This is a genomic window from Mesorhizobium silamurunense (genome assembly GCF_014843905.1).
GTDB lineage: Bacteria > Pseudomonadota > Alphaproteobacteria > Rhizobiales > Rhizobiaceae > Mesorhizobium > Mesorhizobium silamurunense.
The window spans coordinates 35,012-49,906 of the sequence record NZ_LPVS01000047.1 but is presented as its reverse complement, the minus strand read 5'-3'; the positions used below and the strand labels follow the sequence as shown (position 1 = coordinate 49,906).

Genomic DNA, 14,895 nt, shown 5'->3' with positions numbered 1-14,895 from the left:
ACATTACCACTTGCGTCGCGCTCCAATATGTATATACATAATCGCCATCCTTTCAAATGGAAAAGATGATGGGTGGAGAGAATAGACAGGGCGGCCTTCGTCTCTGGCGCAACGCGCGCCTGGCGACCATGGCCGAAGGCTTGGCGGGCCTCGGTATCGTCGAAAAGGGCGCGGTCGCCGCGCGCGACGGGCTCATTGTCTATGCCGGAGCGGAAGCGGATATGCCGGCCTCATTCGGGCAAGGCGCCGAGACGGTCGATTGCGAGGGCCGCTGGATCACGCCCGGCCTGATCGACTGCCACACGCATCTTGTGTACGCCGGCAACCGCGCCAATGAATTCGAGATGCGGCTGGCGGGCGCGACGTATGAAGAAGTGGCGCGGGCAGGGGGCGGCATCGTCTCCTCCGTGAAGTCGCTGCGCGACGCGAGCGAAGATGAGCTCGTTGCCCAGACACTGCCGCGCCTCGACGCGCTGATGGCCGAAGGTGTCACCACCGTCGAGATCAAGTCAGGCTACGGCCTCGACCTCGACAACGAGAAGAAGTCGCTGCGCGCCGCGCGCCGCCTCGATGGCGAACGCAAGGTGACGATCCGCACGAGCTGTCTCGCCGCCCACGCGTTGCCGCCGGAAGCCAAGGGCGACAAGGACGCTTTCATCGATCTCGTCTCCGGCACCATCCTGCCGGCGGTTGCCGCCGAAGGCCTCGCCGATGCAGTCGACGGTTTTTGCGAGGGCATCGCCTTCTCACCGGAACAGATCGCGCGCGTCTTCGACAAGGCGAAAGCGCTCGGCCTGCCTGTAAAACTCCACGCCGACCAGCTGTCGAACCTGCATGGCGCCGCGCTTGCAGCCCGCTATGATGCGCTTTCCGCCGACCATCTCGAATACACCGACGAAGCAGGTGCGGCCGCCATGGCCAAGGCCGGCACGGTCGCGACGATCCTGCCCGGCGCCTACTATTTCATCCGCGAGACCAAGAAGCCGCCGGTCGACTTGTTCCGCCGGCATGGCGTGAAGATGGCGGTCGCCACCGACAGCAACCCCGGCACCTCGCCGCTCACCTCGCTGCTGCTCACCATGAACATGGCCGCGACGCTCTTCGGCCTGACTGTCGACGAGTGCCTCGCCGGCGTCACCCGTGAGGCGGCGCGTGCGCTGGGGCTTCTCGACAAGACCGGCACGCTCGAAGCCGGCAAATCGGCCGACCTCGCCATCTGGGACATCGAGCGCCCAACCGAACTCGTCTACCGCATGGGCTTCAACCCGCTCCATGCCCGTATCTGGAGAGGACAATGACCGAACTGACCTTGAAGCCCGGCAGCGCGTCGCTTGCCGATTGGCGCGCCATCTACCGCGGCGCCGTGCCGAAGCTCGACGATGCCTGCCGGCCGAAGATCAAGGCCAGCGCCGAAGCGGTCGCCCGCATCCTCGCAAAGGGCGAGCCGGTCTATGGCATCAACACCGGCTTCGGGAAGCTCGCCAGCGTCCGCATTCCCGGAGCCGACCTCGAAACGCTCCAGCGCAACATCGTGCTTTCGCATGCCGCCGGTGTCGGCGATCCGATGCCCGTCGCGGTGGTGCGCCTGATGATGGCGCTGAAGCTGGCGAGCCTCGCCCAGGGCGCTTCCGGCGTGCGCGCCGAGACCATCGACTTGCTTCAGGGGATGCTCGCCAATGACGTCATCCCGGTGGTGCCGACCCAAGGCTCTGTCGGCGCCTCCGGCGACCTCGCGCCGCTCGCGCATATGACGGCCGTCATGATTGGCGTCGGCGAATGCTTTACCCCGCATGGCCGCTTCCCGGCCAAGGTCGCTTTCGTCTCGCACGGGCTGGAGCCGGTGACGCTCGGCGCCAAGGAGGGGCTGGCGCTGCTCAACGGCACGCAGTTCTCGACGGCTTTCGCGCTCGCCGGCCTGTTCGAGGCCGAAACGCTCTATCAGTCGGCACTGGTTGCCGGCGCGCTGTCGACCGATGCCGCCCGTGGCTCCGACGCGCCCTTCGACCCGCGCATCCACCTGTTGAGGAAACATCGCGGCCAGATCGAGACGGCGGATGCGCTGCGCAATCTGATGGCCGGCAGCGTCATCCGGGAGTCGCACCGCGTCGGCGACGAGCGCGTCCAGGACCCGTATTGCCTGCGCTGCCAGCCGCAGGTGATGGGCGCCGCGCTCGACGTGTTGCGCAAGGCTGCCGATACGCTTCAGACCGAGGCCAACGGCGTCACCGACAATCCGCTGATCTTCGCCGAGGACGATACCGCGCTTTCGGGCGGCAATTTCCACGCCGAGCCAGTGGCCTTCGCCGCCGACATGATCGCGCTTGCCGTCTGCGAGATCGGCTCGCTGTCGGAGCGTCGCATCGCCATGCTGGTCGATCCGGCGCTCTCCGGAATGCCGGCCTTTTTGACGCCGAAGCCGGGCCTGAATTCCGGCTTCATGATCCCGCAGGTGACGGCGGCCGCGCTCGTTTCGGAAAACAAGCAGAAGGCCTATCCGGCGAGCGTCGATTCCATCCCGACCTCGGCCAACCAGGAAGACCATGTCTCGATGGCCGCGCACGGTGCGCGCCGGCTGCTCGGGATGATCGAAAATGCCACGGCCGTCATCGGCATCGAGTTGTTGGCGGCCGCGCAGGGCTGCGATTTCCACGCGCCGCTCGCTTCGAGCGATGCTCTGGAAGCCGTGCGCAAGCTGGTCCGGGCAGAGGTGCCGCATCTCGACAACGACCGGCATTTCCATCCCGACATGGAAAAGGCGATCGCCATGGTGCGCAGTGGCGCCGCGGTGAACGCGGCGAGTGCCGTGGCGCTCCCTTCGATTGCAGGGGCAGTTTGATGGCCACGCCTTCCTGGCTCACCATCACACGCGGTAGGGCGCCTCTGCTGGTCTCGATCCCGCACACCGGCATCGATCTCGCCGGCCTCGACGGCCGGTTGGTCTCGACCTGGCTTGGCCGCCGCGACTGCGACTGGTGGATCGACAAGCTCTACGACTTCGCCGCTGACCTTGGCGCCACGGTCGTCCATACCGCCATCTCGCGCACCGTCGTTGACGTCAACCGCGATCCGTGCGGCGTCTCGCTCTATCCCGGACAGGCGACGACCAGCCTGTGTCCCACGGATACGTTCGACGGCGACCCGCTCTACCGGATGGGCGAGGAGCCGACGCCGTCCGAGATCGACCAGCGCCGCGAGGCTTATTTCGTACCGTATCATGCCGCCTTGCGGGCCGAGATCGACCGGCTGCGCAGCATGCACGAAAAGATCGTGCTCTACGACTGCCATTCGATCCGCTCGGTATTGCCGCGCCTGTTCGAAGGCACGCTGCCAGTGTTCAATCTCGGCACCAATGATGGCAAAAGCACCGACCCGTCGTTGCAGGAAAAGGTGACCGCGATCCTCGCCGCAACCGGCGAAAGCTGGGTGGCCAACGGCCGCTTCAAGGGCGGCTGGATCACCAGAAGCTTCGGCCAGCCGCAGAACGGCGTCCATGCGTTGCAGATGGAGCTCTCCAACCGAGGCTACATGCGTGAGCCCGATGAAAAGGGCGCGCCGGACAACTGGCCGGTTCCCTACGACGCGACCTATGCGGCGCCGATCCGTGCCACGCTGAAAACCATTCTCGAAACCGCGATCGCCTGGGCCGCGCGCTGACGCGCCCGCCGCACCTCATCGAAAGGGAAGTGACGACATGACCGATCCCCGCCACAACATCCGCGAAGTGCGCAGCCCCCGCGGCGACAAGCTGAACGCCCGCTATTGGACGACCGAAGCGCCGCTGCGCATGCTGATGAACAACCTCGACCCGGAGGTCGCCGAGAACCCGAACGAGCTCGTCGTCTATGGCGGCATCGGCCGTGCGGCGCGCACCTGGAACGACTTCGACCGGATCGCAGCTTCGCTGAAGACGCTCGGCGAGGACGAGACGTTGCTGGTGCAGTCCGGCAAGCCGGTCGGCGTGTTCCGCACGCACAAGGACGCGCCGCGTGTCTTGATCGCCAACTCCAACATCGTGCCGCACTGGGCAAATTGGGAGAAGTTCAACGAGCTCGATAAGAAGGGCCTGATGATGTACGGCCAGATGACGGCCGGCTCCTGGATCTATATCGGCACGCAAGGCATCGTGCAGGGCACCTACGAGACCTTCGTCGAGGCCGGCCGCCAGCATTATGGCGGCAATCTCAAGGGCAAGTGGATCCTGACCGGCGGTCTCGGCGGCATGGGCGGCGCCCAGCCTCTCGCCGCAGTCATGGCCGGCGCCTCTTGCCTCGCCATCGAATGCAACCCGGATTCGATCGATTTCCGCTTGCGCACCCGCTACCTCGACGAGAAGGCCGAGACGCTGGGCGAAGCCATGGAAATGATCGAGCGCTGGACCAAGGCCGGCGAGGCGAAGTCGGTTGGCCTGCTCGGCAACGCCGCCGAGATCGTGCCGGAGATGTTCAAGCGCGGCATCCGCCCCGACATCCTCACTGACCAGACCTCGGCGCACGATCCGATCAACGGCTACCTGCCGAAAGGATGGACCATGGCCGAGTGGCGCGAGAAGCGTGTCTCGGACCCTAAGGCAGTCGAGAAGGCCGCCCGCGCGTCGATGCGTGAGCATGTCGAGGCGATGGTGGCGTTCTGGAATGCCGGCGTGCCGACGCTCGACTACGGCAACAACATCCGCCAGGTCGCCAAGGACGAAGGCTTCGAGAACGCCTTCGCCTTCCCGGGCTTCGTGCCGGCCTATATCCGCCCGCTGTTCTGCCGCGGCATCGGCCCGTTCCGCTGGGCCGCGCTCTCAGGCGATCCGGAGGATATCTACAAGACCGACGCCAAGGTGCGCGAGCTCACCCCCGGCAACAGGCATCTGCACAACTGGCTCGACATGGCGCGCGAGCGCATCTCCTTCCAAGGGTTGCCGGCGCGTATCTGCTGGGTCGGCCTCGGCGACCGCCATCGCCTCGGCCTTGCCTTCAACGAAATGGTGGCCAAGGGCGAGCTCAAGGCTCCGGTCGTCATCGGCCGCGACCATCTCGATTCCGGTTCGGTCGCTTCGCCCAACCGCGAGACCGAAGCGATGAAGGACGGCTCCGACGCCGTTTCCGACTGGCCGCTGCTCAACGCGTTGCTCAACACCGCCTCCGGTGCCACTTGGGTGTCGCTGCATCACGGCGGCGGCGTCGGCATGGGCTTCTCACAGCATGCCGGCATGGTGATCGTCGCCGACGGCACGCCGGACGCGGCCAAGCGTCTGGAGCGCGTGCTGTGGAACGACCCGGCGACAGGCGTCATGCGCCACGCCGATGCCGGCTACGAGATCGCCGTGCAGTGCGCCAGGGAGCACCAGCTCAACCTGCCGGGCATATTGGGCTGAAGCAATGCGCATCCTTCGCGCCGCCGGCTACCGCGTCATGCCGTGGAAGAATGGCGGCGGCACGACCACCGAGATCGCCGTCTCGCCTGACGGCGCAGGCCTCGACGATTTCGACTGGCGTATCTCGATGGCCCGCGTCGAGACGAGCGGGCCTTTTTCGAGCTTTGCCGGCATAGACCGCACGCTGTCTGTGCTGGAAGGCGACGGCATCGTGCTCGACATTGACGGCAAGCCGCCGGCGCGGCTCACGACATCGTCGGAGCCGCTATCTTTTGCCGGCGACGTGCCGACCAGTGCCGCCCTAGTCGGCGGCCCGATCACCGATCTCAACGTCATGACCCGCCGGAGCCGCATGACCCACACGGTCGAGCGTCTGTCGCCCTCGGGCGAAACGAGGATTGAGCAGAGTGCCGGCACAACTCTCATTCTCCCGGCCGTTGGCGGCGTGAAAGTCTTTGCCGACAGTGTCTTGAGCCTCGGTCCGCTCGATACGCTTCTGTGCGACCGAAGCGGCCCGAAATTGCGGCTGCAGCCTGAAGGGCAAGGGCTGCTTTTTGTGATCCGTCTGCACGCCACCGCCGCCAACGATTAACGGCTGTTGCCAAACATGATCGCGACGCGGGCGAAATATCGCCCGACCACTTGCATGCACCACGAAAAAGCCTGAATCCTTTCCCTGATCGAAACCGGGGCGGGAAGCGAGGGGCGTTCGCCCTTGAGTTGTCGAAAGGGGACGCCCCTGTCATGGAGCGCGAAAAAACTTTCGACCGGACCTGACATGCAACCAATTGCATTTGAACCGGTTTTAGGGCCATTGCCGTGGCGGTGACGCCGCATCGCGCCCCGCCTTACGGAATATTCAATGAACATTCAGACGAACCCCGCCAAGATCGAATTCACGAGCGCCGGCTTCCCGAGCGTGACGGAAGCGCCGATACGCTCCAACTTCTTGCCTGAGGACCGGCTGCGGGCGCTGGGCGTCGCGCTTGCCAAAGGAGAAGTCAGGGACCTGTTCGGGTTCGCGCCGTTCGAATTCCAGGCCCGCATCCGCGACAGCGCCAAGAAGATTCTCGAAGTCTACCGTTCGACCAATGCCGCCCAGGCCAAGGGCGAGACGATCACGCCGGCGGCGCAGTGGCTGCTCGACAACAATTATCTGGTCGAGGAGACCATCTTCCAGGTCAAGCGCGACCTGCCGCGCCGTTTCTACCGCCAGTTGCCCACGCTCAAGCTTGCCGACGGGACCGTGTTGCCGCGCGCCTTCGTCGTCGCCTGGAGCTATGTCGAGCACTCCGACAGCGCGGTCTCGGCGACGATGTTCAAGGCGATCGTCGAGGGCTTTCAATCGGTCGAGCCGCTGAAGATCGGCGAGCTCTGGGCGCTGCCGTCGCTGCTGCGTTTTGTGCTGATCGAAAACCTTCGCCGCATCGCCGTGCGGGTCGAGCGCACGCGTCAGATGCGCCACATCGCCAACGAGGTCGCCGACCGCGTTCTGGCGACCGACGACAACGCCGACCGAACCAGGATCCTGTCGACGTACGCCGCGCATGCGCAGGACACGACTTTCGCCACCCAGCTCCTCTATCGCTTGCGCGACGGCTCGCAGAATGCCGGCCGGGCCCTGGAATGGCTGGAGGGCGAGCTCGAGAAGACCGGCTCCGATGCCGAGGAGATCATCATCTCCGAGCATCAGACGCTCTCCAGCGGCAATGTCACCACCGGCAACATCATCCGCGGCCTGCGCCTCATCAACGACGTCGACTGGACGGTTTGGTTCGAGGGCGTCAGCCGCATCGACACGCTGCTGCGCGAGAAGACCGATTTCGCCGCGCTCGATTTCTTCTCGCGCGACCAGTATCGCACCGCGATCGAGCAGCTCGCGCGCCGCTCCGACCTGTCCGAATTCCGCGTCGCCGAAAAGGCGATCGAGCTCGCCGGCCATGTTCCGGGCGTCACCGACGCGTCCGGCGTGCCGGAAACCGCCGACCCCACGGTGCATACCGATGTCGGCTTCTTCCTGGTCGGACCGCGCCGGCCTGAGCTGGAACAGGCGATCGGCTATCGGCCGCCGATCAATGTGACATTCAAGCGCGCCTTCGCCGCTGCGGGCTGGCTGGGAATCGTCGTGCCCGTCTTCCTGCTGACGGTGCTCCTGCTTGTGCTGTCCGGCAAGGCGCTTGCCAATCTCGGTCTCTCGGCGGAGTCCATCACGCTGATGCTGGCGCTGTTCGCGGTGCCGGCGAGCGAGGGCGCATTGGCCTTCTTCAACACCGTCGTGGCTCTCTTCCTCAAGCCGACGCGGCTCGTCGGCTATGACTACAAGCACGGTATTCCCGCCGAAGCGCGCACGCTGGTCGTGGTGCCTTCGCTGATCGGCTCGCGCGACGACGTCGAGGAAAACATCCGCAACATCGAGGTGCATCATCTCGCCAACACCGCGGAAGAGATCCATTTCGCGCTGTTGTCCGACTGGCCGGATTCCAAGACCGAGATCGACGCAGCCGACATCGAGATCCTGCAATATGCCCGCGACGAGATCGCCAGGCTGAACGCCCGCTACCCGTCCGAAGGCGCCCCGCGCTTCTACCTTCTGCATCGCCGCCGCCTCTACAATCAGGCGCAGGGCTGCTGGATGGGCTGGGAACGCAAGCGCGGCAAGCTGCACGAGCTCAATCTCCTGCTGCGCGGCGACAGCGACACCACCTTCCTACCGCTCGACATGCCGCTGCCGGAAAAAACCACTTATGTGATGACGCTCGACGCCGACACGCGCACCACGCGCGACGCTGTCTCGAGCCTTGTCGGCAAGCTCGCGCATCCGCTGAACCGTCCGCATTTCGATCCCGCGAAGCGCGTCGTCACCGCGGGCTACACCATCCTGCAGCCGCGCATCACCGCCTCGCTCACCAGCGGCGACGATGCCTCTTTCTTCCAGCGCGTCTTCTCGGCCAATCGTGGCCTCGACCCATACGTTTTCGCCGTTTCCGACGTCTATCAGGACGTCTTCGGCGACGGCTCCTTCACCGGCAAGGGTCTCTATCATGTCGATGCCTTCGAGGCGGCGCTGAAGAACCGCATCGAGGAAAACACCATTCTCAGCCACGATCTGCTCGAAGGCGCCCTCGCGCGCGCGGCATTGGTCACCGACGTCGAGCTGGTCGAGGACTATCCGACCCGCTACTCGGTCGACGCCTCGCGCCACCACCGCTGGGCGCGCGGCGACTGGCAATTGCTCGGCTTCATGTTCGACCCGCGCTCGGGCGTTCCGGCGCTGTCGCGCTGGAAGATGGTCGATAACCTCCGCCGCTCGCTGACCCCGATCTTCTGGGTGATGGCCTGTATCGCCGGCTGGACGTTGCTGCCCTTCACGCAGGCTGCGCAGTGGCAGGCGCTGATGATCCTCAGCTTGTTCATGGCGCCCACTTTCGACATCGTCAACGGCATCCTGCCGAAGAGCGGCGACCAGACGCCGCGCGGCCATTTCTCGGCGCTTGCCCGCGACACGGTGTTCGGCACCGCGCTGGTGGCACTGAAGGTGCTGCTGATGGCGCATCTCGCCTGGATGATGGGCGACGCCATCATCCGCACGCTTTACCGGCTCTTCGTCAGCCGCCAGAACCTTCTGGAGTGGCGCACCGCCTCGCAGGCGCACAAGAGCGGCGGCAGCGATCTCGGCGCCTATTACAGCATGATGTATGGCGCCGTGATCATCGGCGCCGTCGGCCTCGCCATTCCGGTGCTCGCCGATTCCACCGGCGCGTTTGTCGCCTTCTTCTTCGCGATTTTCTGGATCGGCTCGCCCGCGGTCGCCTGCTGGATCAGCCGCTCGGCCGAAACCGAGGACAGGCTGCGCATTTCGGCGTCCGACATCCATGCGCTGCGCACCGTGGCGCGGCGCACCTGGCATTATTTCGAGACCTTCGTGACGGCCGAGCATCACCATCTGCCGCCCGACAATTTCCAGGAAAGCCCGGCGCCGGTGGTGGCACCGCGCACCTCGCCGACCAATATTGGCGTCTACCTGCTCTCGGTGGTGTCGGCGCGCGATTTCGGCTGGATCAGCCTGTCGGATGCCATTACCCGCATCGACGCCACGATGACGACCATCGAGAACATGCCGCGCGATCGCGGGCACCTTTTCAACTGGTACGACACCACGACGCTGAAGCCGCTCTATCCGCTCTATATCTCGGCGGTCGACAGCGGCAACCTTGCCGGCCATCTGGTCGCGGTGGCCGCGGCCTGCGCCGAATGGGCCGAAGCGCCTTCCGTCCACCTGCAGGGCGATTTCGAGGGCATCCTCGACACCGTCACCATCCTCGACGAGAGCCTGGAGGAACTGCCCGACGACCGCCGGCAGTTGAGGCCGCTGCGCCAGCGGCTCGCCGACCGCCTCGACGGCATGCGCCGGGCGGTGATGACCATCAAGGCGCAGCCCGAGATGGCCTCGATCCGCACCATCAACCTCGCGGTGCTGGCCGGCGAGATACGCAAGCTCGCCACCGCCATTCACGTCGAGGCGGCATCGCCGAAGAGCGACGTCATCGCCGACTGGGCCGCAAGGCTGGAGGCGACCTGCGAGGCGCATGTGCATGATTCGCACAATGACGAAAGCGCAGTCACGGCGCTCCGCACCAAGCTGCTCGCGCTGCGCGGGCGCTGCCGCCGCTATGCCTTCGAGATGGATTTCTCGTTCCTGATGCGGCAGGAGCGCAAGCTCCTGTCGATCGGCTACCGCGTCGAGGAGCACCAGCTCGACGAGAGCTGCTACGACCTGCTCGCTTCCGAAGCGCGGCTGACCAGCCTGTTCGCCATCGCCAAGGGCGACCTGCCGACGGAGCACTGGTTCCGGCTCGGCCGGCCGATCGTCGAGATCGGCTTCAAGGGCTCGTTGATGTCCTGGTCGGGCTCGATGTTCGAGTATCTGATGCCGCCGCTGGTGATGAAGGAGCCGCAGGGCTCGATCCTCAACCAGACCAGCAAGCTCATCATCAAGCGCCAGATCCAGTATGCGCGCTCGAAGAACGTGCCCTGGGGCATTTCGGAAGCGGCCTACAATGCCCGCGACCGCGAGCTCACCTACCAGTACACCAATTTCGGCGTGCCCGGCCTCGGCCTGAAACGCGGCCTCGGCCAGAACACGGTGATCGCGCCTTACGCCACCATCCTGGCGGCGCAGTTCAATCCGCGCGAGGCGGTGCAGAATCTGTTGCGGCTGCGCTCGATCGGCGCGCTCGGCCGCCACGGCTATTACGACGCGGTCGATTTCACGCCGCAGCGCGTGCCGGATGGCACCGACCATGCCGTCGTCCAGAACTACATGGCGCACCATTCCGGCATGTCGATCGCCGCCGTGGCGGACGCCATCTTCGAGGGCCGGCTGCGCGAGCGTTTCCACAGCGATCCGGTGATCGAGTCGGCGGAACTCTTGCTGCAAGAGAAGGCGCCGCGCGACATTCCGGCCGCTACCGTCAGGACCGAGGCCGACGAGCGCTCCAAGGACGAGACCGAGACCGAGAGCCCGGACAGCCGCATCATCCTCGACCCGATCAAGGCGCTGCGCGCGACCAATGTCATGTCGAACGGCCGTTACTCGGTCATGGTCACCGCCACCGGCTCCGGCTACAGCCGCTTCGGCGAGCTTGCCGTCACCCGCTGGCAGCCGGACCCGAGCGAAGATCGCCTGGGCTCCTACATCTTCCTGCGCGACACCGCGACTGGCGACTGGTGGTCGGCGACCGCCGAGCCGAAGCGCGCCGAGAACGAGCGCGTGCAGACGCTGTTTGCCGACGACAAGGCGAGCTTCACCAAGTCGGTCGGCTCGCTGCGTTCAGAGGTCGAATGCATCGTCATTTCCGAAGGCAATGGCGAGGGCCGTCGCATCACGCTCTACAATGACGGGGCCACAGACCGGCATATCGAGGTGACCTCCTTCGCCGAGCTGGTGCTGGGCAACGAGGCATCGGACAACGCCCATCCGGCGTTCTCGAAGATGTTTGTCGAGACCGAGATCGCGGCGAACAACGGCGCCATCTTCGCCACAAGGCGCAAGCGTGACAAGAACGAGCCCGACCTCACCATGGTGCACTTCGTCACCGATCCGTCGGGGCCCTCGCGTGATGCGGAGGCCGAGACCGACCGGCGTGCCTTCATCGGCCGTGGCCGCACCATCGCCGACGCTGCCGCCTTCGATCCCGGCGCCCGGCTCTCCGGCAACCAGGGCTTCACGCTCGACCCGGTGGCGGCGCTCCGCCGCCAGGTGCGCGTGCCGGCCAACAAGAAGATCTCGCTCACCTTCTGGACCGTCGTCGGCGCCAACCGCGGCGAGCTCGACGAGGCGATCGGCCGCCTCGACCACCAGGAAAGCTTCGCACGCCAGGCGATGCTCGCCTGGACGCGCAGCCAGGTGCAGACGCGCCATCTCGGCCTCAGCCTGACCGATGCCGCCAATGTGCAGAAGCTGGCGCGCTATCTGATCTACCCCGATCCGTTCCTGCGCCTGCCGGCCGAATCCATCGCCTCGGGCCTCGGCCGCCAGTCGAGCCTCTGGCCGACCAGCATCTCCGGCGATTTCCCGATCTTCCTCGTGCGCATCGGCGATGTCGCCGATCTCGAGATCGTCGCCCAGGCGCTGCGCTTCCAGGAATATATGCGTGCCCGCGGCATGATGATCGACTTCGTCGTCGTCAACGAGCAGGCATCCTCCTACGTGCAGGACCTGCAGCGCGCGGTGGAAACGCTGTGCGAGAACAGCCGCCTGCGTGGCCGCGAGCTTGGGCCTCGCCAGCACATCTTCGCCGTGCGCCGCGACCTCATGGACGAGCCCACCTACAAGACCTTGCTGTCGGTCGCGCGCGTCGCGCTCCATACCCGCAACGGCACCATATTCGACCAGCTCGAGCGGGCCGAGACGGCGGCATTGCAGGCCCGTGACGTCTTGCTGCAGGCGGAAGGCATTCCGACCCGCCAGCCGTCGTCGGCATTGCCTGAGCCGACGCCGGCAAGCCGGGGAGGGGCCGATATCGCCGCCGACGGCACCGGCCTCGGCCTTTGGAATGGCTTCGGCGGCTTCGACGGCGACGGCCGCCATTACGTGACGCGGCTGACCGGGCGCCGCACGACACCTCAGCCTTGGATCAACGTCATCTCCAACGCGTCCTTCGGCTTCCACATCTCGGCCGAAGGCGCCGGCTTCACCTGGAGCCGCAACAGCCGCGACTACCAGCTGACGCCGTGGTCGAACGATCCGGTGTCAAACCGGCCGGGCGAGGGCTTCTATATCTACGACCATCTGAGCGGCAAGGCGTTCTCGCCGATGGCCGCGGTGGTGCGCGATCCCTCGATGACCTACGAGACCTGGCATGGGCAGGGGTTCTCGACCTTCCGCTCGAAGCGCGGGGCGCTGTCCATGGACCTGACGCAGGTGGTGGACCCGGTGGATCCGGTCAAGATCACCCGGCTTCGCATCCAGAACACCGGCTCGGCGCCGGCAAGGCTGCGCGTCTATGCCTATGCCGAGTGGGTGCTCGGCGGCCATCGCTCGCGCACGGCGGCGACCATCGTGCCGACTTGGGACGCCGCGACCGGCGCCATGCTGGCGCAGAACCCCTATGGTCTCGACTTCGGCGAACGGGTGGCTTTCCTCGCCGCGGCGGCGCCCGTCCATTCGGTGACCGCCGACCGCACAGAGTTCATCGGCAGGCACGGCACGACCGAATATCCGCAGGCCGTGCTTGGCGGGGCTGCCTTGTCCGGCCGCGTCGAGGCTGGCGACGATCCCTGCGCGGTGATCGCCAGCGACATCGACATCCCAGCCGGCGGCGACGTGACGCTGATATGGCTGCTCGGCGACGCCGCCACGGTCGCCGAGGCGAGCGCCCTGGTGCAGACCCACAGGGATAAGGATTTCGACCAGCGTCTGGCCGATAACGAGCACGTCTGGCGCGGCTTCCTCGACACCATCCAGGTCGAGACGCCGGACACGGCCCTCAACGCCATGGTCAACCACTGGCTGCCCTACCAGAGCCTGGCCTGCCGCATCCGCGCGCGCTCGGCCTTCTACCAGGCGAGCGGTGCTTTCGGCTTCCGCGACCAGCTGCAGGACACGCTGGCCTTGCTGGCGCACGATCCGAAGCTTGCGCGCGACCAGATCCTCAACGCCGCTCGCCGGCAGTTCCCGGAAGGCGACGTGCAGCACTGGTGGCTGCCGCGCACCGATGCCGGCGTGCGCACCATGATCTCGGACGACGTGGTTTGGCTGGCGCACGCCACCGCCCGCTACATCGAGGTGACGGGCGATGCCGCGATCCTCAAGGAGCAGATACCCTTCATCGACGGGCAGGAGCTCGGTGAGGGCGAGCACGACGCCTTCTTCACGCCCGAGATCACCAAGACCACCGCCTCGCTTTACGACCACTGCGCGCGGGCGCTCGATCTCGCCATCAAGCGCAGCAGCCCGGCCGGCCTGCCGCTGATCCTGGGCGGCGACTGGAACGACGGCATGAACCGTGTCGGCGAGGGCGGCAAGGGCGAGAGCGTCTGGCTGGGCTGGTTCCTTCTGAAGACGCTGGGCGACTTCGCTCCCGTCGCCAAGGGACAGGGCGACAACAAGCGGGCGCAGGCCTGGACCAAGCACGCGGACCTGCTGAAGCGGGCGCTGGAGAGCACGGCCTGGGACGGCCAGTGGTACCGGCGCGGCAGCTTCGACGACGGCACACCGCTCGGCTCGAAGAGTTCGGATGAGTGCAAGATCGACTCCATCGCCCAATCGTGGAGCGTGCTGTCGGGCGAGGGTGATCCGGCCCGCTCGACCACGGCGATGGAACAGGCGACCAGGATGCTGGTCGACGACGAGCTCAAGATCGTCAAGCTGTTCACGCCGCCCTTCTCGAACAGCCAGAAAGATCCCGGCTACATCAAGAGCTACCCACCGGGCGTGCGCGAGAATGGCGGCCAGTATACGCATGCCGCCACATGGTTCGTCATCGCGCTGGCAGAGATGGGACGCGTCGACGAGGCCTATCGCTGCTTGTCGATGCTGAACCCGGTCAACCACGCCTCGGACGAGGCGTCTGCCGAGCACTACCGCGTCGAGCCTTACGTGGTGGCGGCCGACATCTACGCCGGCGAAGGAAAGGGTGGCCGCGGCGGCTGGACCTGGTACACCGGTTCCGCCGGGTGGCTATATCGAGCGGCGGTCGAGGGAATTCTGGGCATCGAGCGGCGCGGCAAGCAGATCACGTTTAGACCGAAGCTGCCCGGTCACTGGGACGGCTACGCCGCCACGCTCAAAATGTTCGACGGCGAGATCAAGGTTCGCGTAATCCGCGACAAAAAGACCAAGTCGATCGCGCTCGAAGTCAATGGCTCGAAGACAAAATCGGGGTCTTTCGAGCCGAAGGCCGGTGAGAAAACCGAGGTCGTCGTCAAGATACCTGCGTAAAATCAAAGGTTTGTCTTATAGGCCGCGCGTCCTCCGGGATGCGCGGCCAGGCTTGGCGTTTTACTTGGCAATGATGCCGGGCAACGTCTCC

At 65.8% G+C, this 14,895-nt stretch carries 6 protein-coding genes; all 6 read left to right on the top strand.

The annotated features are described in order from the left end of the window. Window positions 1-68 precede the first annotated feature (68 nt). The 6 genes from hutI to AU465_RS13100 all read left to right on the top strand — a co-directional run bounded on the left by hutI (window position 69) and on the right by AU465_RS13100 (window position 14,804). The gene (gene hutI, locus AU465_RS13125; protein ID WP_192247691.1) at window positions 69-1,298 is read left to right on the top strand and encodes an imidazolonepropionase; all 1,230 of its coding nucleotides are present in this window, start codon (window positions 69-71) and stop codon (window positions 1,296-1,298) included. Beyond that, a complete protein-coding gene (gene hutH, locus AU465_RS13120) occupies window positions 1,295-2,836 on the top strand; it encodes a histidine ammonia-lyase (protein ID WP_192247689.1) in 1,542 nt (513 codons plus the stop codon). Before hutI ends, hutH begins: the two co-directional genes overlap by 4 nt. Continuing rightward, window positions 2,836-3,654 carry an N-formylglutamate deformylase gene (gene hutG, locus AU465_RS13115; protein WP_192247687.1) on the top strand — a complete coding sequence of 273 codons (819 nt, stop codon included), beginning with the start codon at window positions 2,836-2,838 and terminating at the stop codon, window positions 3,652-3,654. The genes hutH and hutG overlap by 1 nt, the downstream gene beginning before the upstream one ends. 37 nt (window positions 3,655-3,691) lie before the next feature. Beyond that, window positions 3,692-5,362 carry a urocanate hydratase gene (gene hutU / locus AU465_RS13110; protein ID WP_192247684.1) on the top strand — a complete coding sequence of 557 codons (1,671 nt, stop codon included), beginning with the start codon at window positions 3,692-3,694 and terminating at the stop codon, window positions 5,360-5,362. A 4-nt stretch (window positions 5,363-5,366) separates the two neighbouring features. Further along, on the top strand, window positions 5,367-5,954 hold the full coding sequence (locus tag AU465_RS13105) for a HutD/Ves family protein (protein WP_192247683.1): 588 nt from the start codon (window positions 5,367-5,369) through the stop codon (window positions 5,952-5,954). Window positions 5,955-6,224: 270 nt separating this feature from the next. Beyond that, the gene (locus AU465_RS13100) at window positions 6,225-14,804 is read left to right on the top strand and encodes a glycoside hydrolase family 94 protein (RefSeq protein ID WP_192247681.1); all 8,580 of its coding nucleotides are present in this window, start codon (window positions 6,225-6,227) and stop codon (window positions 14,802-14,804) included. Window positions 14,805-14,895: the final 91 nt, after the last annotated feature.